General features: G+C 44.1%; 19 protein-coding genes. 14 read left to right on the forward strand and 5 right to left on the reverse strand.

The annotated features are described in order from the left end of the window. Positions 1-20 precede the first annotated feature (20 nt). The 4 genes from DN752_RS16545 to DN752_RS16560 all read left to right on the forward strand — a co-directional run bounded on the left by DN752_RS16545 (position 21) and on the right by DN752_RS16560 (position 8,599). Positions 21-3,506, forward strand: a complete 3,486-nt coding sequence (locus DN752_RS16545) for a TonB-dependent receptor (protein ID WP_112784977.1) — start codon at positions 21-23, stop codon at positions 3,504-3,506. 16 nt (positions 3,507-3,522) lie between these two features. After that, complete coding sequence (locus tag DN752_RS16550; protein WP_112784978.1) at positions 3,523-5,283, forward strand: RagB/SusD family nutrient uptake outer membrane protein; 1,761 nt, start codon at positions 3,523-3,525, stop codon at positions 5,281-5,283. A gap of 115 nt (positions 5,284-5,398) precedes the next feature. Further along, entirely contained in the window at positions 5,399-6,943 is a 1,545-nt protein-coding gene (locus DN752_RS16555) for a sulfatase family protein (RefSeq protein ID WP_112784979.1), read from the forward strand. 102 nt (positions 6,944-7,045) lie between these two features. Next, on the forward strand, positions 7,046-8,599 hold the full coding sequence (locus tag DN752_RS16560; RefSeq protein ID WP_170134459.1) for a sulfatase family protein: 1,554 nt from the start codon (positions 7,046-7,048) through the stop codon (positions 8,597-8,599). 335 nt (positions 8,600-8,934) lie between these two features. Here the strand turns inward: DN752_RS16560 and DN752_RS16565 are convergent, their stop codons facing one another. Beyond that, positions 8,935-9,414, reverse strand: a complete 480-nt coding sequence (locus DN752_RS16565; RefSeq protein ID WP_112784980.1) for a hypothetical protein — start codon at positions 9,412-9,414, stop codon at positions 8,935-8,937. Between the two features lie 755 nt (positions 9,415-10,169). On the opposite strand from DN752_RS16565, the gene DN752_RS16570 reads away from it, so the two are divergent. Genes DN752_RS16570 through DN752_RS16580 form a run of 3 tightly spaced genes read left to right on the forward strand, consistent with a single transcriptional unit; the run spans position 10,170 to position 11,046 of the window. After that, the gene (locus DN752_RS16570; protein ID WP_112784981.1) at positions 10,170-10,349 is read left to right on the forward strand and encodes a hypothetical protein; all 180 of its coding nucleotides are present in this window, start codon (positions 10,170-10,172) and stop codon (positions 10,347-10,349) included. Next, on the forward strand, positions 10,346-10,717 hold the full coding sequence (locus DN752_RS16575) for a hypothetical protein (RefSeq protein WP_112784982.1): 372 nt from the start codon (positions 10,346-10,348) through the stop codon (positions 10,715-10,717). Before DN752_RS16570 ends, DN752_RS16575 begins: the two co-directional genes overlap by 4 nt. A 17-nt stretch (positions 10,718-10,734) precedes the next feature. Next, positions 10,735-11,046 (forward strand): hypothetical protein, encoded by a 312-nt coding sequence (locus DN752_RS16580; RefSeq protein WP_112784983.1) that lies wholly within the window; start codon positions 10,735-10,737, stop codon positions 11,044-11,046. A gap of 1,398 nt (positions 11,047-12,444) precedes the next feature. Here DN752_RS16580 and rlmB read toward each other — a convergent pair. Together rlmB and DN752_RS16590 are read right to left on the reverse strand one after the other, a co-directional pair. Continuing rightward, entirely contained in the window at positions 12,445-13,221 is a 777-nt protein-coding gene (gene rlmB, locus DN752_RS16585) for a 23S rRNA (guanosine(2251)-2'-O)-methyltransferase RlmB (RefSeq protein WP_112784984.1), read from the reverse strand. After that, entirely contained in the window at positions 13,194-14,441 is a 1,248-nt protein-coding gene (locus DN752_RS16590; protein ID WP_112784985.1) for a GWxTD domain-containing protein, read from the reverse strand. The genes rlmB and DN752_RS16590 overlap by 28 nt, the downstream gene beginning before the upstream one ends. Before the next feature lie 49 nt (positions 14,442-14,490). Here DN752_RS16590 and DN752_RS16595 point away from each other — a divergent pair, with 49 nt between their 5' ends. Both DN752_RS16595 and DN752_RS16600 read left to right on the forward strand, forming a co-directional pair. Beyond that, positions 14,491-15,264: a class I SAM-dependent methyltransferase gene (locus DN752_RS16595; protein WP_112784986.1), complete on the forward strand. Its 774-nt coding sequence runs from the start codon at positions 14,491-14,493 to the stop codon at positions 15,262-15,264. A 4-nt stretch (positions 15,265-15,268) separates the two neighbouring features. Continuing rightward, positions 15,269-15,718: a GNAT family N-acetyltransferase gene (locus DN752_RS16600; RefSeq protein ID WP_112784987.1), complete on the forward strand. Its 450-nt coding sequence runs from the start codon at positions 15,269-15,271 to the stop codon at positions 15,716-15,718. 74 nt (positions 15,719-15,792) lie between these two features. On the opposite strand, the gene DN752_RS16605 is transcribed toward DN752_RS16600, so the two are convergent. Next, the gene (locus DN752_RS16605) at positions 15,793-18,774 is read right to left on the reverse strand and encodes a glycosyltransferase family 117 protein (RefSeq protein ID WP_112784988.1); all 2,982 of its coding nucleotides are present in this window, start codon (positions 18,772-18,774) and stop codon (positions 15,793-15,795) included. Between the two features lie 138 nt (positions 18,775-18,912). After that, positions 18,913-19,530: a hypothetical protein gene (locus tag DN752_RS16610; RefSeq protein ID WP_112784989.1), complete on the reverse strand. Its 618-nt coding sequence runs from the start codon at positions 19,528-19,530 to the stop codon at positions 18,913-18,915. 420 nt (positions 19,531-19,950) lie between these two features. Here DN752_RS16610 and DN752_RS16615 point away from each other — a divergent pair, with 420 nt between their 5' ends. The 5 genes from DN752_RS16615 to DN752_RS16635 all read left to right on the forward strand — a co-directional run bounded on the left by DN752_RS16615 (position 19,951) and on the right by DN752_RS16635 (position 24,649). Beyond that, positions 19,951-21,147, forward strand: a complete 1,197-nt coding sequence (locus DN752_RS16615) for a tol-pal system protein YbgF (protein WP_112784990.1) — start codon at positions 19,951-19,953, stop codon at positions 21,145-21,147. 211 nt (positions 21,148-21,358) lie between these two features. Then, positions 21,359-21,844 (forward strand): Lrp/AsnC family transcriptional regulator, encoded by a 486-nt coding sequence (locus DN752_RS16620; RefSeq protein WP_112784991.1) that lies wholly within the window; start codon positions 21,359-21,361, stop codon positions 21,842-21,844. 64 nt (positions 21,845-21,908) lie between these two features. Continuing rightward, the gene (locus tag DN752_RS16625; RefSeq protein ID WP_112784992.1) at positions 21,909-22,451 is read left to right on the forward strand and encodes an NUDIX domain-containing protein; all 543 of its coding nucleotides are present in this window, start codon (positions 21,909-21,911) and stop codon (positions 22,449-22,451) included. Between the two features lie 136 nt (positions 22,452-22,587). After that, on the forward strand, positions 22,588-23,946 hold the full coding sequence (locus DN752_RS16630) for an MATE family efflux transporter (protein ID WP_112784993.1): 1,359 nt from the start codon (positions 22,588-22,590) through the stop codon (positions 23,944-23,946). A gap of 133 nt (positions 23,947-24,079) precedes the next feature. After that, a complete protein-coding gene (locus tag DN752_RS16635; RefSeq protein WP_112784994.1) occupies positions 24,080-24,649 on the forward strand; it encodes an acyl-CoA thioesterase in 570 nt (189 codons plus the stop codon). Positions 24,650-24,684 lie beyond the last annotated feature (35 nt).

Raw genomic sequence — 24,684 nt, forward strand, 5'->3', positions numbered from 1 at the left:
CTTAAAACATTTACAAAATTATGAAAAGAAAGTTACTGAGCCTAATTAAAATGGTGTCTAAGAACCTGTTATATGGTATAATAATTCAGTGCATATTCCTTACTTCCCTTATGGCAGCGGAAGGAAATGCACAAATCAAGCCCTTGGACAAGGCCTTTGTGAAGCTGGAGCATCAAACCAAATCGGTGCAGTCGCTGTTTGAGGAGATGGAGTCCAAGACAGATTATGTCTTTGTCTATCCAGATGATTTGCTTAACAATAACCCAACGGTGACTTTGGAGAGAGGGAAGAAGTCAGTAGAAGAAGTGCTGATCGAAATCGCCAAAGCCACCAAACTAAAATTTAAACAGGTCAACAATACTGTCTATGTCGGCAAAAATGTTCAGAACAGAGCTGACGCTGTGGAGATAACTATTGATGAAATAGAGCTGGTAGGCGCCGTTACCGACGAAGGAGGTAATCCGCTTCCCGGAGTAGCGATCGTCGAAAAAGGCACCACCAACGGTACCGTGACGGACTTGGACGGAAAGTACAGTATCAGTGTCCAAGAGGGGAGTGAACTAGTGGTTTCCTACGTGGGCTATAAGTCCCAGACAGTACAGGTGGGGAGTAGTTCCCAGCTGGATATCGTGCTGGAGGAAGATCTGGGAGATTTGGAAGAAGTCGTTGTAGTGGGCTACGGTACTCAGAAGAAGAGTACCTTGACTGGTTCAGTGACAGACCTTAAAGCAGATAAACTGGCCAAAAACCCAACGACCAATGTGAAGGGACTTCTAGTAGGACAGGTTCCTGGACTAGTGACCAACCAAAACCCAGGACTTCCCGGTTCTGATAATGTGGACATCAGTATCAGGGGATTTGGTTCTCCGCTGGTGATCGTGGATGGCGTAGAGTCCCACTTGGACCGGTTGGATCCCAATGACATCGAGAGCATTTCGGTGCTTAAAGATGCTTCTGCGGCGATTTATGGTGCCCGTGCCGGAAATGGTGTCATCCTAGTCACCACCAAAAGAGGTACTTCAGGTAAGCCGAAGGTGTCCTATCACGGTTATTTTGCGACACAAAAAAGGTTGACTTTTCCTGAGCAAGTAGATGCGGGGAGTTTTATCAAGCTCGGTAGGGATGCGGTTTTCAATACACAGTATGACCCTGCCAATCCAAATGCGGACATTTCTTACGGTACATTGTTTACAGAGGAGAATTTAGAAAAGTACAATGCCCCGGGTGCGCCCAGCTATGACTGGGCAAATGCAACGGTCAAAGAAGGGGGCTCTCCTTTACAAAACCATAACCTGAGTTTTAGAGGTGGAAGCGAGAATGTGAAATATTATGTTAGTGTAGGGATGCAAGACCAGTCAGGGATCTTCAAAGGAGATTATGACTATAAAAAGTTTTCGGTAACCAGTAACACGGATATTAAACTTTCTGAAGGTCTCGACCTGAAATTAAACGTGAGCCATATCAATGAACAGCAGGATTATGCCTCCTCAAGCATCGGCGATATATGGAATGACTTAAGGACAGCTCAGCCTATCCACCCTACCGTTTTGCCTGACCCAACCAAGAATCCCTATTCGGGGTTCAATGCCAGATCCCCTGTGACTAGGATCAATAAAGACGTAGTGGGATATGAAAACACCAATAAGAAAACAACGGCCGGGGCGGCAGAATTGAGCTATAATCTGCCGTTTTTTAAAGACCTGACTGTCGGAGCAAGGATGAATTTTCGCTTTAGAGGAGCTGTTAGGGAGCGATTGACGAAGTTTTATGAAGTATATTCTTATAATCCTGATGACATCACCGAAGAGTTTGATGGGTATAAATTAGAGGGATCCCAAGGGATCAATGCATATACCAAGTCGATTTTCGGCCCTGGTAGCGATCCGAGAAGCAGATTCCTTTATAGAGGATATGCGAGGTATAACAAGGACGTTTCCAAACACAATTTTTCTGCCTTGGCTTTTGTGGAGCGGGAAGATAATGTGTACAGTGATCTATCCGTAACGCGTAGGGACTTGCTTTCACCTGATATTCCACAGGTAAGTGGAGCCAATGAACTGACCATCACCAATGGGACTGGACGTGATATCGAATATACTCGGATCAGCGTAGCGGGTCGGTTTAACTACTCCTATGATGAGAAATACCTGTTTGAAGCGACCCTTCGGGCGGATGCGAGCTCTAAGTTTGGCCCTAAAGTAAGGTGGGGCTATTTCCCTTCCGTTTCTGCAGGTTGGAATATCGCCAGAGAGGACTTCCTGAAAGATGCAGCAGTACTGGACCAGTTGAAGTTGCGGCTTTCATACAGTCAGACCGGTGTGGATAACAATCTCAGCAATACCTCTTTTGAGTACCTGACGGGGTTTGAAGAAAGGGTAGGGAATATCTATGTCCTAAACGGTAGTCAGGTTCCCCAAATTCAATCCAGTGGTTTGCCCAATGAATTGGTGACTTGGGAGGAGACAACATTATATAATGTCGGAGTAGACTACACTTTATTTGACGGTCGTGTGTTTGGCACCTTCGATGGATTTTATCGTTATCGTGACGGTCTGCTAAGGACTCCTTTGGAGGATTTGCCAGGTACATTCGGAGCACCCCTTCCGGCGGTAAACCTTGATGCTAGGAGCAACCGCGGTTTTGATGCTTCACTTGGTGTGAGAGGTTATGTGGGTGATTTTAAGTATAATATTGTAGCAGGAGTGGGGTATACACGGGAGAAATACGAAAAGTACCAAGAAGATATCGATGAGACGGATCCGGTACAGGTTCGGTTTGATAAAAGGACAGGCCGCTGGGTAAACACCGTCTTTGGGTATAAGTCTGATGGGCTTTTCAATACACAGGCCGAAGTAGATGAATACCTGGATACCCACACTTTTGAGGATATCAATGGAAGCCCAAAACCGGGAGATATCAGGTATGTCGATCTCACGGGAGATGGAGTGATCAATAGAGAGGATCGGTATGAGATCGGGTATGGAAATGACCCACAATTGACCTATAGTCTTCAACCTAGCTTGACATATAAAAACTTCAATCTCTCGATGCTTTGGCAAGGAGGTTCTCAGTTCAACGTGTTTGTAGTAGGTGCATTTAGGGCAGCGTTTGACAATGAGCAGGTTCCGCTAAAACTACATGAAGAGTATTCTTGGATCCAAGATCCTGCTAATCCAGGAGTAGGAGCAAATCCCAACGCACAACTGCCGGCATTTAATAGGGACGGAGCCAGAGCATGGAATGATACCCAATCCGATTTTTGGATGAAGGACGGAACCTATGTGAGGCTAAAGACGGCTACTTTATCGTATACCTTCAGTCAGCAGATTTTGTCCCGTGTAGGAGTGGATAGGTTGTCGGTGTATGTGTCCGGGGACAATATAGTGGCATTTAACAAGCTGGGGATTTTCAAGGGGAATATTGATCCTGAGGAGGCTTCCCGTCCAAATGCCTTTAACCTGCCTCTGTTGAGGACGATGTCTTTTGGTGTTCAAGTAGCGTTGTAATTTAAAGCAGACCGTAATGAAAAACATAAGAAACATATTAATACCACTTTGCATCTTCGTGCTATTTTCATGCGAGGATGAGTTGACCAAGGTTCCGAATTTCATTTCGGAGGACAATATTTTTGAATCAGAATCATTGACCGAGGCCTATTTGGCTAAGATCTATCAGGATTTGAGGTTTATTAATTTCGGAGGGGATAATGGATATAACGTCGGCATGATCCCTGCCATAGGCGGTGAACATATTTGCTACGCAGATTGGCAGACGCCAAATACTACTTATCAGCGTACTTATTCAGCAGCGGCAGGAGATGGCCCAGTGGGGTATTATCCATGGAATAACATTCGCGATGCTAATTATGTTATTGAGAATATTGCCAATAGCTCCTCCTTTGAGCAAGGTTATATTGATGCCAAAACCGCCGAGGCCAAATACCTTCGCGCCCATATGTACTTCGAAATGGTAAAACGCTACGGCGGGGTGCCCCTGATCACAGAAGTGCAATATGTGGATGACCCAGAGGAAACGCTGTACCCAAGCAGGAGTACAGAACAGGAAATCTATGATTTTATTATTTCAGAGCTGGATGCCGCCATACCTTTTTTGAGTACTGACCCGACTGGTGGACAGGGGCGTGTGGACAGGTGGACGGCATTATCGCTTAAAAGCCGGGCTGCATTATATGCTGCTAGTATCGCTAACTTTGGCGAGGTACAGCTGGATGGAGTGGTCGGTATACCCAATGCCCAAGCCGAAAGCTACTACCAAATGAGCTATGATGCCTCCAAAGAGATCCTTGACTCAGGTAATTTCAGTCTTTACAATGCTTATGATGATAAGGTAGAGAATTACATCAACCTGTTTCTAGATGATGGCAATAGTGAAGTGATTTTTGCCCAAGTTTTTGAGCCGATTGTGAAAGGAACAGGTTTTGACCGCTTGGCTTTTCCGGCCGAATTCCGTGGTGGCTGGGGCTGTAACTTTCCGGTGCTATATGATATCGTGGAGTTGTTTGATTTTCAGGATGGCAGGTTAGGGACTTCCATTTCAAGGGATGAACTTACTGCAAATAATTCCTGGGACATTGACGAGTTTTTCGGAAACAGGGATCCACGCTTTAGGGCATCGGTTTTTTATCCGGAAACTACGTTTAAAGGTGGTCTGATCTATTTTCACAGTAGCACACTGTATACCAATAACGTGGGTGAAAAAGTGGAGAGCACTTCAGGAAACCTGGACAGGGGTGGCGAGGTATGGCCAGCGGCAGCGCATCCAAGAAACGTAAGGAATACTGGCCTGCTGAGGCGGAAGAGTGTGAATGAATCCCTTGATTTGCCAAATAGTGGAGAATCAGGTCAAGACTTTTCCATATTCAGGTTGGGAGAGATATACCTGAACCTGGCCGAAGCAGCATTTTATCTTAATAATATGGATGAGTCACTTGCTGCGATTAACATGCTGAGAGAAAGGGTCGATATGCCGCTATATGATCAAATCACTGAAGATAATCTACGAAAAGAAAGACAAGTGGAGTTGTGTTTTGAGACGCATCGCTACTGGGATTTGGTGAGATGGAGGATTGCTCCGGAATATTTGGATGACGTCAGGATGAAAGGCTTGGTCTTTAAATATGACCTGGATGAGGACAGATATATCGTTACCTTGAAAAACGCAGAGCCCGTTACCAGGGAGTTTGGCCCCGAACGATACTATTTTCCCATTGATCAAGGGATAATAGCCGATAATCCTAAGTGGATCCAAAATCCGGGCTATTAACAATAATAGGTGTTTGAATTAAAAAAAAGACCGGTTTTTTACCGGTCTTTTTGTCTTTGGCGAAGGTTTGTTAGAGCATCTGGACTATATTTGAAGTGACTATTAAACGATAACTATGAGCAAGATTTATTACGTTGGATTGTTGTTACTATTGATTGGCTTTTCTTGTAGCAATAAAAAGACAGCCACCAGCGGTGAAGAGAAGTTAGCTACTAAGGAACCCAATGTTCTGGTGATCTATACAGATGACTTGGGCTATGGAGATGTGGCGCGGTATGGAGGGCAAATCCCGACCCCCAATATTGATGAATTGGCAGCAGATGGCCTGCTGTTTACCAATGCGTATGCCACCGCAGCTACTTGTACGCCTTCAAGGTATGCGATGCTGACCGGTGAATATGCCTGGAGGGCAAAGGGGCGTGGAGTAGCGCCAGGAGATGCTTCTGCATTGATCCGTCCGGATCGGGAAACCTTACCTTCGGTTATGCAGCGAGCTGGCTACAGAACGGGTGTGATTGGCAAATGGCACCTAGGATTGGGAGGAGACGAGGGGCCGGATTGGAACGGGGCATTAAAGCCGGGTCCGTTGGAAATTGGCTTTGACTATTCTTTTATCATTCCAGCCACAGGAGATAGGGTGCCTACGGTATTTGTCGAGGATCATCACGTAGTGGGATTGGATCCTGAAGATCCTATCGAGGTAAGTTACCGAGATAAAGTAGGTGATCGGCCCACAGGCAAAGAGCATCCCGAGCAGCTTAAGATGATGTGGTCACACGGGCATAATCACACCATTGTCAACGGTGTCAGCCGCATTGGTTACATGGCTGGTGGAGAAGCGGCCTTGTGGAGGGACGAGGATTTTGCCCAGACCTTTGTAGACAAGGCGAGCCGATTTATTACACAAGAATCCGATAAGCCATTTTTTCTTTATTTTGCCACGCATGACATCCATGTGCCGCGAATCGCCCATGAGAAATTTCAGGGAACTACTGGTTTTGGGCCGAGAGGTGATGTGATTGCACAGTTGGATTGGACAGTGGGTGAGTTGGTGAAGCTCCTGAAAGAGGAAGGACTGGAAGAGAATACGATGATCATTTTTTCCAGTGACAATGGCCCCGTACTGGATGACGGATATGAGGATAAGGCCAGGGAGCTGATCAGTAACCATAAGCCTTGGGGAGCACTTAGAGGAGGGAAGTACAGCGCCTTTGAAGCGGGAACAAGGGTGCCGTTTATTGTGAAATGGCCTGCAAAAATCGAGGGAGGGAAGACCTCCGATGCGATGGTCAGCCAAGTGGATTTGGTGGGATCGTTCGCGGGTTATTTGGGACAGGAATATAATGCCCAGCAAGCCGTGGATACCCAGAATGCTTGGCCGGCACTAGTTGGTGAGGATAACGAAGGTAGAGAAGGTTTGGTACAGGAAGCATTGTTCAGCAATTTGACCTATATCCGACGTGACGGTTATAAATTGATTCCTGCGAATAATGGCCCCGACATGGTGCCTTGGGGGCCGATCATTGAGACAGGGTTTTCAGAAGAAGACCAATTGTACAATGTGAAAGAAGATCCAGGAGAGACGAAGGATCTCTCGGCAGCGTCTCCCAAAGTCATGGCGGAAATGAAGTCTACCCTGCAACGGATCAAGGATAAATGATGGTTTCAGCATGGGGCTTTGGCGGGATGGAAGGAGGCCTCTTCCAAAGTGCATTGTATGTCAACCATAAGAATAAATAGTGAAAAATGTACCTGTAAGCATATGCCTGATTTTGGAAATAAGAGGATAGTTAGCATTCACTCTTTAAGTTATTTTGTACTGCTTTTTGTGGTATTTTCCTGTGAATCCCCGAAAAAAGTGACGGGAGACAAACATCCGAATATTGTTTATATTCTAGCTGATGATATGGGGATAGGTGATGTGCAGGCTTTTAATCCGGATAGTAAAATCCCGACTCCCTATTTGGATCAGCTGGCATCGGAAGGTATGCGGTTTACCGATGCGCATACTTCTTCAGCGGTCTGTACCCCTACGCGGTACAGTATTTTGACAGGAAGGTATAATTGGCGGTCCACGTTGAAGAATGGTGTGCTTTGGAGTGATTCTGCTCCCCTGATAGAGACCGAAAGAAGTACTGTGCCTGCTGTTTTACGAACCAAAGGCTACCATACGGCATTTATTGGAAAATGGCATCTCGGATGGGATTGGGGCCATGATGCAGATGGTAATATTGACTTTACAATGCCAGTGACCCATAACCCCAATGATCTTGGATTTGATTACGCTTATGGGCATGTAGCCTCCTTGGATATACCTCCGTACGTTTATGTGGAAAATGGGCAAGTGACCGCAATGCCCATAGATTCCACGCAGAGTGAGGACAGGTATGGCTGGTGGAGAAAGGGGATTACCGCTCCTGATTTTATTCATGAGGATGTTACTCCTAATTTTTTCAGGAAAAGCATCGCTTATGTTGAAGAGCGGAGCAAAGAAGAAAAACCGTTTTTCCTCTATTTGGCTTTGCCTTCTCCCCATGCTCCGATCCTGCCTTCCCCGGAGTGGCAAGGAAAGAGCGGTTTGACACCCTATGGAGATTTCGTTATGATGTTGGATGATTATGTAGGGCAATTAATGGCTGCGATAAAGGAGGCAGGAATAGAAGAGAATACCTTGGTTGTCTTTGTGAGTGACAATGGAGTGGCACCAGCTGCGAAGATAGATGAGCTGATCGCAAAAGGCCATTATCCAAGTGGCATTTATCGTGGACACAAAGCCGATATTTATGAGGGAGGCCACCGCGTTCCGTTTATTGCCAAATGGCCCAAGGTAATCAAGGCAGGAAGTGCAAGCGCTCAGACTATCTGTACCACAGACCTGATGGCCACTTGTGCAGAAATCGTGGGGTACCAGCTGGAGGACGATGAAGGAGAGGACAGTTATAACCTGCTGCCATTGTTTTCAGGAGAGAAGCTGGGGAGGCCTTATCGTGAAGCTACGGTTCACCATTCAGACAAAGGAGCTTTTGCCATTCGGCAAGGAAAGTGGAAATTAGCGATGACAGCTGGGTCAGGTGGGTGGAGCTTTCCCACTCCTGAAGATGTCGAGAAGATCGATACCCTGCCTCCTTTACAGCTTTTTGATCTTAGCAATGATCCCCGAGAAGAGAATAATCTACAGGCAAAATATCCTGAGAAAGTCAGTGAACTGAAAGCACTCCTGACCAGATACATCCAAGACGGAAGAAGTACTCCCGGGGCACCCCAAGACAATGACGGAGAGAAAATATGGGAGCAACTCTGGTGGATGCGTTTATGAAAGGCAAAAGCGATTATAGCCCGACTGCTATGACGGTGAGAATAACGTAAAGTAGCCAGCTTATTTGACAACCACATTAGCACATAGGGGCATAAGTAGGGGCCAATGTGCTGGTTGGGGAATTTGATTAAATCAATAGGTGCTTTTATGGCAAAAATAGTATTGGCATTAGAGAAATTAACTAGAGCATTCGCCCTTAATTTGGGGTAAATTAGAGCTTTAATTTATTTAATGGGTTCAATAGGGTTTGAAAGGTGAAAATCCCCGAGAATGTATTCGGGGATTTTTTTGCTTTTATAAGAAAGTTCATCTGCTTGTACTTGACTAAAGGAAGCTTATTCCATTTCGCCAATGAACGGCAGTTCCTCTTGCATGGCATTTCGGATGGTAGAATGGATATAGTCATCTACTTGCATAAATTTGGCGGCATCCATTGCACTGGTTGCTTTCTTGAATTTTTTATAGTATTTGCTGTGCAGCTTGGTCAGTTTGAGCGAGTTGCTTAATGTTCTTTTGGCTAGATTGTCCGCTTCCTCCTCATCCAAGGTGGCGTAATTGTCCAAGTATTCATTGGCGATCAGGATACGCTCTCTTGCGATGGATTTCCTTTCATCCTCATAGGCTTGGTACACATGCCAAAAAGCTGCTTGGTCGGACTCTGGTAGATCCATGTAACTTTCGATTAGGGTTTTCTTTTCCATTCCGAATTCATCTTGGATGAGTTGGATTTCTTCATCAGCAGTTATTTGTGCTTGGGTCAAAAAAGGCAGCATTAGCATTGATGCTAAAATAATAAACGGTCTATAAAGTTTCATAATGAGTTGTGTTTGTGTTCTTGGTTTGTCTTTGTTTCATTTTATACTACCAAAAGTACTCGCTGCCGTTGGGGAACAGGTGGGGAATGCTAAGTTGCTTGCCAAAATTCATCTATTTTTGGCAAGCACGATGGATAGGCAGTGTTTTGGCAGATGACAAATATGCAGACGGGATTTTGGCCTTTTATGAAGCCATATGAGCTGAGGAGGAGCAATGTGGCAGACAGGGACTCTGTTTTCTGTTTTACAATTCAGGCAGATGGAGAACATTTTACCCCTCTATCTAAAAGTAGCCATAATAGGTTGGATGCGCTGCAAATCATATAGGAGTCAGTAACGAAAACTGATCAAAAGATGGTTTTATAAAAAGCATGGCGACATTGGTGCTAAGTACCTCGAAAAAAAACTTCTTTTCTATCATTCTGAAAGTGTCACCTCAGGCTTACTATGTTGTTAAAATGAATTCGGCTATGCCATTTAATATGGATATGCGGGTATTGTTTAAAGTGTTTTAATAAGTTTATTTGCTGAAATATTTTGTCATGGATATGTTGAATTTATATTTTTAGAACTTTTTTGTTAATTAATAATAGTTTGGCAAGGGATGTATTGTTATATTTGTGTCGGAAGATGTTCTACAAAGTGTGGATATTTTCTACACAGTCTCCACACTTTGAGGTTCGGGAAGTGTCTTTTAAGGCCGTTTTCATTAATGGCACGGCTTATGGATATTAGTTTTGCAAATGAAACAGTAAATGAGTGAGCTGAGAAGAAAGGTGCTGTTGTTAGTGTTTTTGATTGGTTTGTTCATGGTGGCATTACTTGGTGCTACCGGCGTGCAATTGAAAAGAGAAGTGAGCAAATTTCAGCAAAAACTTGCTTCTGGCGAATCTAACAACAGTATATTTTATCAACCAGATAAGTTAGTTCCATGAAGTTGATAGTGTGTATGAGTGTTATTGCAGCGGTGTTTTTAGCCTCTTGTAATGACAAAAGGGACAAAAAAGAAGTATCGGGTCAAGCGACTTCCCAAGCAGAAGAAGTGATGCCAGATATTGATGGGGTGAGTGAATTGCAGACTCCTCCAGAAGAGGCTGAGAGAAACGAGATTGCTGAAGGAGATCTTCCAGATGAAGTGATTAATATGCTGGAAAATGATTCTTTGCTCTCTGCACTCCAACTAAAGAAGGTTCATAAAATCCAAAAGGGTGGTGATATTTATTACGACTTGGCTTTTATAACTGATGAGGAAGAGACTATGATGGTTTCTGTAAGTGAAGAAGGCGAAGTACTGGAATACTAAACCAATTTAACCTATAGATGAAGAAAGTGGCTTTCATTATTGCCCTAAGTGTGCTTTTGGCACATGGCGTGAAAGCTGCGGAAGCGATATCGCCAAAAGGGCAGGTCGTGACATTACAGGATAGAATAGAAATTGCAGCTGAGGATTTGCCTCAGGCAATTAAAGATACGATAGACGAAAAGTCTGAAACCAAAGATTTAACCATTTCGAAAGCCTATCAGGTGACAGATGAAGAAGGAAATGTCATCTATGAGGTGAAATTCGGAACGGGCGAACGAAGCATCGAAAAGAAGTACGATGCTGAGGGAAAAATACTAGTAGAGGAGTAGTAGTTTCTTTTTATTCATGACTAAAGCACCGATTTTTTGAGTCGGTGCTTTCTTATTTTTAGCCAAAATCACTTCCGGGCAGCTAAGAGGAGATCAAGCCATATTTCTGTGGGGCGATAAATTTCTTTATCGGAACAATGATACGCCACCAAGACTCCAAGGCACAAAGCAAATATAAATCCCTTTCAGTACAAGTTTCAGCATGCACTTGGTTCCTAAGAGGGGGCAAGTGGAAAAGCTGGAGGTTTGTGGTTTGTTAGGATAGAACGCTGATGCCGTGGATGATTCAGGTTTACGCTGATTTATTTTGAAGGCCACAAAGGCACCAAGTCACGGGTCAAGCAATCTATCTGGGGGATTTTTGCCACACTTTCTTAAACCCGGATTATGCGTTAGGAATCGTAGAGAGAGCTGAAATTGCAAGAAAATCAGTTAGTTTGGAGGCATTAGCGTAGCACCGCTACGGTTATGCCGAAAACTAAAGTGAAACGGCTGATTTTGAAGCAGTTTCAGGTCGCAACACCTGTGCGCCGTGGCGTAGATAGGCTAATGCATATTCCGGATTAAAATTGCTTCTCCCTACTGATTATTAACCTCAGTTCGATTATGAAACCGTTTCTGTACAGTGGTCGGAACATGCACTGCGAGGCTTAGAGGGGGCTCTGAGCGGGTGGAAGCCGTGGCAGCTCGCCGCGGCGAGTTGCCACACCCTTTTCCAACCCACATCCTCCTAAAAAGGGTATGACGCTTTTTATACTAAAATTAAGTCGAGCTCAGGTTATTAGAATAAAGCGCTGTTTGCGTTTAGGGTTTTAGCGTGAATTTATAAGCATCTAGGAAGATGGTTGCTGCTAAAACAATAAGATTATTTTTGATGTTAGCCACGGGCGCTGTCCATGGCTAAGGATGTTACGCCCTTTCAGGGCTTTTTTTATGCTACTTATCTTGTCCGATTTAAGCAAAAAGTCACCGCAAATCTTAACTATCTGCTCCATCAGCGTTCTATTAGAAAGAGCCACTATTCCCCAATATTTTTGCTTGATCCCAAGTCACCAAGGGATCTGTAAGTGATGGTGCCAGATGATGGATACTGCCAACATCTCCTTCGTGCCTTCACGTCTTTGTGGCAGAAAAGTAGGCCACAAAGGCACCAAGTCAGCAAGAGTATTGAAAACACGGATAAATTGAATAGATGAATTTACTTCTTACTGTGTCCTCTACCATATGGTTAAGTTCAAGTTGTTCCGCAATCTTCCCGTTTGATCCCTGATGGGACAGGTTTTACTGGTGTTATTTTTAATATATGGAAGAAAAAATCAGCGCAAATCTTATTAATCTGCGCGATCTGCATTCTATCAAAAGAAAGATAACATCAAGCTCGCAACTTTGCTTAACCCCTTATTTGGTACGCTGCCGGATGACTTCGTAGATCAGTACACCGCTGGCCACGGAGACATTGAGGCTCTCGATATTGCCGGCCAAGGGAATGCTGACAAATTCATCACTGAGTTCCATTAGGTCTTCGGATATGCCGTCTTCCTCAGAGCCCATGATGATGGCCGTAGGTACAGTATAGTCTGCATCGTACATTTTTCGTTCTGTTTTTTCAGTACAGCTGACGATGTTCAGTCCCATTTTCTTGAGGTCTTTTACCATAAAATGGAGGTTGCGTGCCCTACAAATAGGGAGGAAGTTGAGCGCTCCTGCGGAAGTCTTTACGGCATCAGAATTGATTTGGGCAGCACCTTTTTCAGGGATGATGATGGCGTGTACGCCAGCGCATTCGGCCGTTCTGGCGATGGCACCAAAATTCCGTACATCGGTGATCCTGTCAAGTACCAAAATGAGTGGGTCTACTCCTTTCGAGAAGCATTCAGTGATGACATTATCGATGGAGGCGTATTGGAGGGCAGACATGTGGGCTACCACTCCTTGATGGTTTTTACGGGTGATCCTGTTGAGTTTGGCATCGGGAACCCGCACTACAGGGACACGCTCCTGCTTGGCAAGGCTTAGGAGCTCCTTGATCAGGTCATTGTTCAGTTCTTTGTTGACGAGGATTTTGTCGATATCCTTTTGGGCATGGAGAGCCTCCATGACTGCTCTGGTGCCAAATATGAAATCTTTGTCGTGTGCTCCCTTGTCGATTAGAAAGCCATCTTTCCGCTTCTCCATAATGTAATGCTTTGGAACCATTCCGGTTGGTATGACCTAGAGCGGTTCAACTTGTAATAATTTGGTGTGAAAATATTCCTGATCCGTGCAAAGGTAAAGCTAATTTTCGACTTGGAGCCTATTTTATCATAAATCCAGATTTCTTTGTCCACATCAAAAAACACACTGACAGGTGGCCCCATCACGGTATAGATCATGCCGCGGTCAGTTTTCCAGCCTTCCTTAAAGTCGGTAAAAAGGATATTGGCAAACTCGATTTGACGGAAGTATTCCCGGATGATTCCTTGCGCCTTTTCCGTGTCATGGGTCAATTCCAGCCAGTATTTGTCCAATGCTTTTTTCTTGTCTTCTGCAGCGCGTAGTGCTTCATGCTCATTTCTGGTAGAGATATATACCAATTTATCGATCATTTCATCGTAGGTAGAAACCCGGGGATAGGCATCAGATGTGGTCTTGACCATAAACCCTGTTTGCTTGGTTGTGTCAGTTTGTACGAAATAGTAGCCTTGTTCATCAAATGGCTGCGGAACGTTTACGAGAAATTCCCCATTATTTATGACCTCAATGTCCTTGGCCACTGGCGCAGGCCTAGTTTCCATGGGAGGAAGAGGGATTTCAAAATCACGTGGATAGAAATAATTGTAGAGGTTCATGCTTTTGTCGCTTTTAAAAAGCAGGGCCTCGCCTTTGTTGATATAGGTTTGGTCAAAGGGGATGTCATTGGCATAGTACGCGCCAAAGCTCGGGAGATCAGTTATAAAGGGGCTGATCAGGTCTGTATGGTAGATATATTGGTCCCCTTGCCGGGTATCCTTGCAAATGATGACCGCATAGGCTTCTTTTTGGTCATTAGGGACAGAGATGGCCTTCTCAAAGTAAAAATGCCTGTCGGTATCTTTTTTTAAATCTGACTTGGTGAGAGGTACAATATTTTTCTCGTTGATCTCTTCGTTAAAGTCTTTTACCACGACATAGGAAAAGGCATAATCATCAAAATTGGGATTTTCTTCAATCTTCTCCACGGGCATCTGGAGCAGAAAATCCCTTTCTCCGGTCTTTATAGGGATGATTTTTGGGGAAATCCTGGAATACCGGGAATACCGGAGATTTTGGTTGATGTTTTTAAGATTGCTCTGTCCATGGACATTTCCTGCTGAGAACCAGTATAGTAGGGTGCAGCAGAGTACTGTTAATTTTATAGTCTTTGTCGTTGTCATCATGCGGTTTTAAAAATTAACCTTATTTTTGCTTAAAATAATAAAATTTTAAATGGCTACCTATACAACGGAAATTGCTTCCGATAAGTTGGTTAGTGATAACCCTATACATCAACGATTATTAAAAGCTTACATTGCGGCAAAGCCCTTGGTAAGTGGTGAATTGTTGGAAATTGGCTGTGGAGAAGGCCGAGGAGTGGAAGTGCTCAGTGATCTGGTGCGTTCGTATCATGGTCTGGACAAAATCGGTGAAGTGATCGATAAGTTACAGCAAGAATTCCCCCAAGCCAAGTTTGAGCAAGCGGTAATTCCTCCATTGGCGACCGTGCCATCAGATCATTACGATACCGTGGTGAGCTTTCAGGTGATCGAGCATATACAAGATGACAGGCTGTTTTTGGAAGAAATCTACCGTGTGCTAAAGCCCGGTGGCAAGGCCATTATTTCTACACCAAATATTCGTCATACACTGAGCAGAAACCCTTGGCACATTAGGGAATATACCGGTACTGAGTTGATCCAACTTTGCGAGCGGGTGTTTGACAAGGTGGATGCCAAAGGAATCGGCGGCAATGACAAGGTCTGGAGCTATCACGAAGCCAATAGGAAATCTGTCAATAAAATCATGCGTTTCGACATTTTTGACCTACAGCACCGCCTGCCAGCATCCGTTTTGCGCATGCCATATGAGTTACTGAACCGGATGAACCGCAATAAGCTCCACAAACAGGGAGGCAATACCGTGACCGATATTACCCATGAGGACTATGTGGTGGTGGACCATCCTGACAAAGGGCTGGATTTGTTTTATATCTTGGAGAAGTAATAAAATGGATATTCCATTTAATATTACAAAGGTCAGCAAAGAGGAATATCCTGTAATACTAGCTGTTTGGGAGGCATCTGTGCGGGCTACTCATGATTTTTTGAAACCGGGAGAGATCGAGCGGCTTAAGCCATTGATCCTAAACCAATATTTGGCTATGGTGACATTGGCCTGTATTAGAAATGAAGGAGATAAGATTGAGGGGTTTGTTGGGGTGGCAGAGGATAAAGTAGAGATGTTGTTTGTTCATCCAGCTGCAATGGGGATGGGGATCGGAAGAGCATTAATGGAATATGCCATTCACTGCCTAGGAGTCAAAAAAGTAGATGTCAATGAAGATAACGGTCAAGCAGTGGCATTTTACAAGTATCTTGGCTTTGAGGTGGCGCACCGTTCGCCCCTGGATGGCGAAGGTAATCCTTACCCAATATTACATTTGCAATACCGAAATTAGTGTTTTTGGGTAGGGGTCTGTTTTTTTGGTAGGAAAAAAAAAGAGCGGCTTAATGAGCCGCTCTTTTAGTTTTTTTATTTCCTTTTCTGCAAAATACCTCTCGGGGAAGCAGCTGGCCCCATTACCTTGTCCAGGTTGTTCTGGATCTCAGTGGCCAATTCGTCGTAACCGCGTTCTTGTAGGAGAGGGACGAAGAAGCGCATCATCTCTAGGGAATACATCGCTTCCCTATCCATGGCACGGCCTTTTTCTTGGTAAAACTGCAGCATCTCGAAGGCTCTCTTTGAAAGCACCTCGATAATGTCCATGGCCATATCATCTTCCCCTAATTCGAACAACGAAGGTACAGACTGTCCACTGGACAGGTCATATGGTATGGCTTCGTTAGGGAATTTTTCCATGCTTAGCTTTTGGATGTCGGCGGCCATGTCCAGCTTATCTTCCATGATCAGCGCATTGGTCAGGCTGTTGAACATGCTGCGGTGGTTAGAGGTAAACCTTCTGTATTCTTCATCGAAGTAACTGTCTGGGTTGTCCATGCCACGGTAGGCAAAGTTCTCTGTTACGTTTTTGTAAGCCAAGTCTGTATTGACAAATTCATCGACATTCTCCGGTTTTTGAACGGGTAGTAACCGGTAGGTAAGTCCCTCCATTACCACATGGTTGCTCAGGTCCAGACTGACCGAAGATAATGAGGTGTTGTTAAAGTAAATTGGCCGTTCCCAGTTGTTGGTAGCGATAAGGTCCAATAGCATCAGGTTTCCCTTGGTGAGGTAATTTCCTTTTACCCTAAGGTTCATATGGTTGACGGTGAGGTCTTCCATGCCTTCAGGTACCACGCCGTCTTTGATGACTTGTGCAGAATCCACTTCCAAGATGAGGTTTCTGGAAGGAACTTGATAGATGGTATTGGTATAGCCGGATTTTACTTTTAATAAGTCGCTCTCGTTTTTGAGCAGCTTTAGGTACTCTTTGACCGATATTGCTTCCAATCCCTGTCTGTCATTGACAAACAAGATGTCATTGGTGCCCCGTTTGAAATTCTTTTTCTCAAGGGAGAAAGGTAGTGCAGCAGATTGGTTGATGGGGCGGGTCATTTGTTCTACGTACCAGTCCGTATCGAAATAACTCAGCACGATTACCCGCACATCGGTTCTAAAGCCTTCCACTTCCTGCACGTACCATAGTGGGAAGGTGTCATTGTCACCTCCGGTAAATAGGATGGCATTTTCTTCACAAGATGCCAGGAAGTTCCTAGCAGAGTCGACAGAGAAATAGCGATTGGAACGGTCATGGTCATCGTAATTTTGGGAAGCCATCAGTACCGGTACCGGGAAAGCGATCAGTGTCGCCAGGATACCGGCCACCGCAAAATTCTTGTTCAATTTGGCCAGCCCGTGAGCAATAGCCAGTACGCCCATACCGATCCAAATGGCAAAGGCATAAAATGAACCTACGTAGATGTAATCTCGTTCGCGGGGTTCTACAGGGGGGGAATTGAGGTACAGTACCAGTACCACTCCCATCATCAGGAAGAGCATGGTGGTGAGCCAGAATGACTTGGTGTCATATTTGGCCTGAAAGAGCAACCCAATGAGCCCCAGTAGCAGGGGTAGCATTAGGTAATTATTGTGTGCTTTGTTGTTTTCGATAAAATCTGGATAATCTTCAAAGGCATTGGTGATTCCTGTCCATGGAGCATCAGTGATGTCACTTTCCCTACCTGAGAAGTTCCACAAGAAATAGCGCCAGTACATGTGTCCCAGTTGGTGGTCCAGCATAAAAGCGATATTGTCCGCAAAAGTAGGCTCTTCACCTTCCCTTAAGCCAAGTTTTTGGCGGTAAAGCCGTTTGTGTTGGGCCTGTGTGGAATAAATACGTGGGAGAATAGTTGTTTTTTCCGGGTCGTATTCGGTGACGATTTCATAATCGACAATTTCGTATTTGTCATCTCCTTTGGCGTATACCGGATCACCCTCTTTTTGCTCTTGTACTTCGGCAGTGAAGTACTGTCCGTGCATCAAAGGACGGTATCCGTACTGCTCCCGTTTGAGGTAGCTTACGAAGCTGATGATGTCCTTTGGCGCGTTTTCATTGATAGGTGTGTTGGCATTGGAGCGAATGACGATGAGCGCATACGAACCATAGCCGATCAAGATAAATGTCAATGAGAGCAATACCGTGTTCAAGATCACCTTTTCCTGTTTGATAGAGTAGATGATGGCCGCAATAAGCCCACCTAGGAATAAGGCAATAAATACGATAATTCCTGAGCCAAATGGAAGTCCAATGCTATTGACAAAGAAGATTTCCATGGATCCTGCCAAGCTTGGCAGACCAGGAATGATGATATTATTGATCGTGACCAAGGCCACCCCGCCCAAAAGGAAAGCGACGATGGCTCCTTTGAGGTTTGGGTTTTTGTATTTCTTAAAGTAAACTACCAAGGCCAGAGCCGGCAAGGTTACCAAATTGAGCAAATGGACACCTATGGACAGTCCTACTAGGTAGGCAATGAAAATCATATAGCGGTTTTCGTCCTTTGGATTTTCGATGACATCCCATTTTAAGAAAGCCCAGATCACAATGGCCGTAAAGAAGGATGACATGGCGTATACCTCGGACTCTACAGCCGAAAACCAAAAACTATCTGAAAAGGTGTAAACCAAAGCCCCAATAATGCCTGCGCCCATAATAGCAATGGTATGTCCCTTGCTTTCTTTGCCTTTTTCAAGTTTGAAGAGCTTACGTCCCAGCAATGTGATGGACCAGAACAGAAAGAGAATCGTAAATCCACTGAATACGGCACTTCCCGCATTCATCCAGTAAGCAATCTCAAGAGGGTCACCTAGCGCTAAGAAAGAGAACATTCTGTAAATGAGCAGGAAGAAAGGGGCTCCTGGGGGATGGGGTACTTGTAGCTTATAGGCTACAGCAATGAATTCTCCTGGGTCCCAAAAACTGGCCGTTTCTTCTATCGTCAGAAGATAAACCAGTGAGGCAATTAAAAATAATATCCAGCCTGTGAGGTTGTTGACTTTTCTATAGTTAATCATGCTTGAGTTACACTAAATGTGAAAGGCGAAAATAAAAAAATATTCACGAAATCAGGGGGATTTAACCAATTTTAAAAGGTATACGAAGAAAGACGACAAAAAAGGGGAAAGCATTTGCTTTCCCCTTTTGGGATTTCTTTAGGATGTGATCCCTTGTTTTTTGTTCATTTCATCGACAAGCTGTCGTTTTAGCTTGCGCTCTCTTTCCAGTGTGTTTTTTCGATGGGTTTCAAATTCCTCTTTGGTTTCGATGAGATCTTTTCTTGTCTCTGCAATTACCTTGTGGCTATTGGAGTATTTATAGATGAAATAGGCCAAGGCAACCCCTAGCCCGATGATGATGCTCCACATCATGGTGCTGTAGGTGGTCTTATATACCTGGATGCCTAAGAAGGAAAAACTGTCCTTGGCGGCCAGTGTTTCGTTCAGTTCATTTTCAGCATTTTTGATCCCCGTGTTCAGTTGGTCAATCTCAGCATTTTGCTCATTGATTTTGCTGTTTTTTTCAACGATCTGATCTTTGAATACTTTAAGGGAGTCAAGGATATTTGATTTGATTTTGCCTAGGTTTGTCTTTTTGACCACCTTGTATTCTTGGTAATTGTTTGATACGTCGTTAAGGTAGTCAAATTGGCTTTCAATGGTCCCACTGTTGAGGGAGTTCTGTGGTTTTTCAGGCGCAGGGGATTCCTGCGCTAAAGAGGTATAGCATACAGCGATACATACGAAAAGTGCTATGATAATACTTCTTTTCATCTTGATTTGGTATTTAGAAATTCTAGTTGGTTTGTTATTGTAACACGAGAATACAGGTTTTATTGCACTTTTGAAAGTAAAAAGCGTATTAAAAGCCCTTTATGACCGAAAAAAGCCTGATTTTTACCGGATTTATGGAAAATTGTCGCTTTTTTGCTGCCAAATCTTATTTTGGGGAGAAGTATAAAATTCGATTTCATCCATGGAAAACTGCATCTTTTTTTAAGATGTGGAAACTATAATGAAGGCTTTGTGGTTTCCATGTTCAGTCAAAAATTAGCGAATTAGCGAAAAAAATCTAGTTCGTTTGAAATTACGAACGATGATCTGCGTTATATACGTTTAGTCGTTGTAAAATAATTGTCAGAATTTTCCTAAACGAAATTGAATAAGGTCGTAATTTTGTTTAAAAATAATTGGATGCGGATCATTACTTGCCTTGTTATTGTTTTGCTGCTTGGGTCAGAGATGGTTCGAGCGCGACAGTTTCAAGTAGATACAGCAGAGGTCAAGGCTGATAGGCCATCCTACTTGCTATTGGATAAAGGCCTTCAGTTTAGGATAACTGAAGCGATCAATAGCATGTATAATTTTGATTTTGAGACTGCCGAGAGAGGTTTTGCGGTGATGCGCTATAATTATCCAGAGCACCCTCTTCCCTATTTTCTTATGGGCTTGGCCCAGTGGTGGAAGATTGTGCCGGATATGGAGAACGATCAAAATGACGAGCTGTTTATGAGGTTTATGGAGGAGACCATTGACAAGGCCGAAGTGATGTTGGAGGATGAGCCTGAGAATAAAGAAGCGGCGTTTTTCTTGGCGGCAGCCTATGGTTTTAAAGGAAGGTTGTTGAGTGAAAGGGACAGTTGGACAGCTACGGCCATTGCCGGCAAAAATGCACTCAAATATATGGAGCTCAGTAAAGGAGATGAAGAACTTAGTCCGGAATTATTGCTTGGAGATGCACTTTTCAATTATTTTTCGGTTTGGATTCCTGAAAATTACCCTTTGATGAAGCCGGTTATGGCCCTATTCCCAAAAGGTGATAAAGCGCTGGGATTGATGCAGCTGGAAGAAGTGGCCAAAAATGCCTTTTATGCTCGGGTAGAAGCCCAGTATTTTTTGTTCAGACTCTATGCTTCAGAAGAAAAACGCCCGTATGACGCATTGCAAATTACCGAATATCTTCACGATAAATATCCTGATAATCCGTACTTCCACCGGTTTTATGCGCGGCAGTTGTATGCCGTTGGAAGAGGAGCGCAAGCAAAAGAACAATCTCTTGAAATTCTCCAACGGATAGAAGCAGGCCAGGAGGGGTATGAGTCGAATAGTGGGCGATATGCTTCTTTTTTCACTGCACAGTACTATGATCGGATCAATGATGTGCCGCATGCCAAGGAATATTACTTGAAGACAGTGGCCTTTGGAGAAGAGTCCGAAAGCCAGGAAAGCGGGTACTACCTGTATTCACTGCTCCATTTAGGAAAGATAGCTGCCAGTGAGGGTGAGGACAAGGAGGCAAAAGCTTACTTGAAAAAAGTGAAAAAATATGCTAAGCGCAAGCATCCTGCCCACCAAGAAGCGAGAGATTTTTTGAAAAAGAATAAACTTTAATCGGATAATGAACGTCTATAGTTAAATGAATCAAGAGAAAATTTGAAATTTGGTTCGTAAAAAAGCGTTATGAGGTGAAAAGTTCTAAATATTCAATAGTAAAATCAACAATATTTTGTATTAATGACCGTTTTTTGTCTTAAATAGCTTTAAAATAATTTGAAAATATATTACCTTTGCACGACATAAAATTTTGCAAATACTTTAAATCATGGATAATCACATAAAAGTAAAATTCGACAAAATTGATCGCAAGATCCTTGAAATTCTTCAGGCAAACGCTAAAATTACCAATGCGCAGCTTTCAAAAGATATTGGATTGTCTCCAGCTCCTACCTTGGAGCGTGTAAAAAAACTGGAGCAGTCAGGTATTATCAAAAGCTATCATGCGAAGCTGGATCCTGAAAGAATAGGTCTTGGAGTAAGCACCTTCGTATTGGTGAGCCTGATCGGTCATAACAAAGCAAATATCGATGCTTTCATGAAGGAAATCGATTCGATCCCTGAGGTGATCGAATGTCACCATATCACAGGTACCGGAGATTTTATATTGAAAATCATCTCTAAGGACATTACTTCTTACCAGAAATTGATGCTGGAAAAAGTAAGTGAAATCAAAGAAGTGGATTCTATGCAGTCCATGGTCATTCTATCTACATTTAAGGACAGCAAAGTACTGCCGATCCCTGTCAATTAAAAATACTTTAATCATTCAAGGGGTGGCTGTTCGGTCACCCTTTTTTTTTGATAAAACCAACGTTATGGAAGAAAATCCTTGGAAAACCAAGTCAAGACGTTCACTGTATTCCAATCCCTGGATAGAACTTGAGGAGCACGAGGTAGTTACGCCGGCGGGTACGGACGGGCTTTATGGAAAGGTGAAATTTAAGAATAAGGCAATGGCCATTTTGCCAGTAGATACTGATAGGAATACCTGGCTGGTGGGACAGTACCGCTATACCATTGATGAATACAGCTGGGAAATCCCGGAGGGAGGCAGTCCCATTGGGGAGGATATTCTAGATGGGGCCAAGAGAGAGCTGAAAGAAGAAACGGGGTTGACGGCCCAAAAGTGGACAATGATCATGCGATTTCATACCTCCAACTCTGTCACAGATGAGGAAGGATTTGCCTACCTGGCAGAAGGGTTGACAGAAGGTGAAACGGCTTTCGAGGACACCGAGAAAATCCAGGTCAAAAAGCTCCCTCTTGCGGAGGCAGTACAGAAGGTCCTCGATGGAGAAATTACCGATGTGATCAGTGCTGCTGTACTGCTGAAAGCCGCGAGGATGCTTGAGATTTAAATCGAGTTAAAATCCCCGTAGCCATTTGGTAAGGTGCTTAGCCGAGCTGCTTTATTAGGCAGCTCGGGAGCCACCTGTATTGCGATTTTTCAAAAGCCTACTATTCATTTCAAAGCAGCTCTGCTGCTGGAAGGTTATGTATTTAAGACAACTGAATTTTAAAGAGCATTTTTCTAAGACATTTACATTGGCCTATCCGGTCATGTTGAGTCAGCTTGGTCAGGTACTCGTGGGTGTAGCGGATAGCATGATGGTGGGGCGGCTAGGAGCCGAGCCGCTCGCTGCTGCATCACTGGCCAACAGTATTTTCTTTGTGGTGATGATGTTTGGTACGGGGGTTTCCATGGCCATGACGCCTTTAGTGGCTGCTGCCGATGGAGAGGACAAGCCGCGTAAGATCACGCGGGTTTTTAACCATGGTTTTGCCATTAACGGGTTTACGGGAGTTATTTTGTTTTTGGTGATCGTATTAGCGTCACCACTTCTGGCGCATATGAACCAGCCTCCGGGAGTGGTAGAAGAAGCCGTGCCGTTTCTGGGGGTGATTACGCTTTCTTTGATCCCCTTGATGTTTTTTCAGACGTTCAGGCAATTTGCCGAAGGCTTGAGCCATACCAAGGAGGCCATGCTGATCACGATCTTTTGTAATGTGATCAATGTTTTCCTGAACTGGGTGCTGATTTATGGCAACCTGGGTTTTGCGCCAATGGGGCTGAATGGAGCCGGATGGGCGACACTTATCTCCAGGGTGTTGATGGCATTGGTGATGGCGTATTTTGTGTGGAAAAGTCCTTTGTTCAAGAAGTACAGACTGAAGCTGGATTTTCGAAAACTGTATTTCCCGATGTTCAGTAAGCTCCTGAAAATAGGCGTTCCCACGGGTTTTCAGTTTGTTTTTGAGGTAGGGGCGTTTAGTTCCGCCGCCATTATGATGGGCTGGATAGGAGTAAATGCACTGGCTGCCCACCAAATTGCCATTAACTTAGCGTCTGTCAGTTATATGATGGCTTCTGGATTGTCAGCGGCCGCCATGGTGAGGGTGGGGAATCAGTTGGGCAGAAATGATATCAAGACCCTTCGTGAGGCCGGTTTTACCTGTTTTGGGATGATTGCAGTATTTATGTTGTTGTTCGCAGGGATTTTTATTGCTTTCAAGGACTACCTGCCATTGCTTTATATTGGGGATGCAGAGGTGGTGCAAATGACGGCCGGGCTGCTCGTAATAGCGGGGTTGTTTCAGCTGTCCGACGGTATTCAGGTAGTGGGACTAGGGGCACTCAGGGGTATGGCCGATGTGAAGATGCCTACTGTGATCACTTTAGTGGCTTATTGGGTGATCGCCCTTCCGCTTGGATACATGCTGGCCTTTCACTGGGGAGCTGAAGAAAAAGGCATCTGGTATGGGTTGTTGATTGGCCTGACGATTACCGGTGGCTTGTTGCTTTGGCGCTTTCAGCGGTTGAGTTTGAGGTTGCTTTCTCAGAAGAACAAGTGATTGGAAGGAGTCTGATTCTATAATTCGATAAACGCTAATAGCTTGTTTGGGTAGAATTCAGCCTTCTTCAGGGTCTTTTGGAGAGTTTGTTTTATCTTTATCGAATTGTTTCCAGTTTTTAAAGAGACCAACCATGAGTATACATAAAGAAATAGCGAGAACGTCTGCTTTTTCCAGAACCACCATTACCGAATTGATGATTCCTTCTTATGCCAATTTTGGAGGGAAGATACACGGTGGGATTTTACTTTCGCTGATGGATAAGGTGGCTTATGCCACTGCGAGTAAGCACAGCGGAGCCTATTGTGTGACCGTTTCGGTTGATACGGTGGATTTTTTGCAGCCTGTGGAGGTGGGAGAGCTGGTGTCTCTCATGGCTTCCATCAACTATGTAGGAAACAGCTCCATGGTAATAGGAATAAAGGTGATTTCTGAAAATGTAAAAGTGGGAAATGTCAAACATACCAATACCTGCTATTTTACGATGGTGGCAAAAGGGGAAGATGACAAGCCTACTAAAGTGCCCAAGTTGATCCTAGAAGACGCTACTGATGTAAGGAGATTTGTAGAGGCGATTTATCGCCGGAAGTTCAAGCAAAATTATGAGACCAACCTGAAGGAGATCAAATCCAACTGGGAAAAACAAGATATCAATAAGCTGTTAAAGGATCAGCGCTGCATTATTCAGACTAAGCAACCTTAGAAAAAAAGCAGTATTTCTAGAGAAATGCAATAAGG

It is taken from the genome of Echinicola strongylocentroti (genome assembly GCF_003260975.1).
Taxonomy (GTDB): Bacteria; Bacteroidota; Bacteroidia; order Cytophagales; family Cyclobacteriaceae; genus Echinicola; species Echinicola strongylocentroti.

Bases quoted from the DNA above. Each gene is read 5' to 3' on its own strand.
- DN752_RS16610 (WP_112784989.1), bottom strand. From the start codon at position 19,530: ATGAAAAGAAGTATTATCATAGCACTTTTCGTATGTATCGCTGTATGC.
- DN752_RS16550 (WP_112784978.1), top strand. From the start codon at position 3,523: ATGAAAAACATAAGAAACATATTAATACCACTTTGCATCTTCGTGCTA.
- DN752_RS16635 (WP_112784994.1), top strand. From the start codon at position 24,080: ATGAGTATACATAAAGAAATAGCGAGAACGTCTGCTTTTTCCAGAACC.
- DN752_RS16620 (WP_112784991.1), top strand. From the start codon at position 21,359: ATGGATAATCACATAAAAGTAAAATTCGACAAAATTGATCGCAAGATC.
- DN752_RS16595 (WP_112784986.1), top strand. From the start codon at position 14,491: ATGGCTACCTATACAACGGAAATTGCTTCCGATAAGTTGGTTAGTGAT.
- rlmB (WP_112784984.1), bottom strand. From the start codon at position 13,221: ATGGAGAAGCGGAAAGATGGCTTTCTAATCGACAAGGGAGCACACGAC.
- DN752_RS16545 (WP_112784977.1), top strand. From the start codon at position 21: ATGAAAAGAAAGTTACTGAGCCTAATTAAAATGGTGTCTAAGAACCTG.
- DN752_RS16600 (WP_112784987.1), top strand. From the start codon at position 15,269: ATGGATATTCCATTTAATATTACAAAGGTCAGCAAAGAGGAATATCCT.
- DN752_RS16575 (WP_112784982.1), top strand. From the start codon at position 10,346: ATGAAGTTGATAGTGTGTATGAGTGTTATTGCAGCGGTGTTTTTAGCC.
- DN752_RS16565 (WP_112784980.1), bottom strand. From the start codon at position 9,414: ATGAAACTTTATAGACCGTTTATTATTTTAGCATCAATGCTAATGCTG.
- DN752_RS16625 (WP_112784992.1), top strand. From the start codon at position 21,909: ATGGAAGAAAATCCTTGGAAAACCAAGTCAAGACGTTCACTGTATTCC.
- DN752_RS16630 (WP_112784993.1), top strand. From the start codon at position 22,588: ATGTATTTAAGACAACTGAATTTTAAAGAGCATTTTTCTAAGACATTT.
- DN752_RS16570 (WP_112784981.1), top strand. From the start codon at position 10,170: ATGAGTGAGCTGAGAAGAAAGGTGCTGTTGTTAGTGTTTTTGATTGGT.
- DN752_RS16605 (WP_112784988.1), bottom strand. From the start codon at position 18,774: ATGATTAACTATAGAAAAGTCAACAACCTCACAGGCTGGATATTATTT.
- DN752_RS16555 (WP_112784979.1), top strand. From the start codon at position 5,399: ATGAGCAAGATTTATTACGTTGGATTGTTGTTACTATTGATTGGCTTT.
- DN752_RS16580 (WP_112784983.1), top strand. From the start codon at position 10,735: ATGAAGAAAGTGGCTTTCATTATTGCCCTAAGTGTGCTTTTGGCACAT.
- DN752_RS16560 (WP_170134459.1), top strand. From the start codon at position 7,046: ATGCCTGATTTTGGAAATAAGAGGATAGTTAGCATTCACTCTTTAAGT.
- DN752_RS16615 (WP_112784990.1), top strand. From the start codon at position 19,951: ATGCGGATCATTACTTGCCTTGTTATTGTTTTGCTGCTTGGGTCAGAG.
- DN752_RS16590 (WP_112784985.1), bottom strand. From the start codon at position 14,441: ATGATGACAACGACAAAGACTATAAAATTAACAGTACTCTGCTGCACC.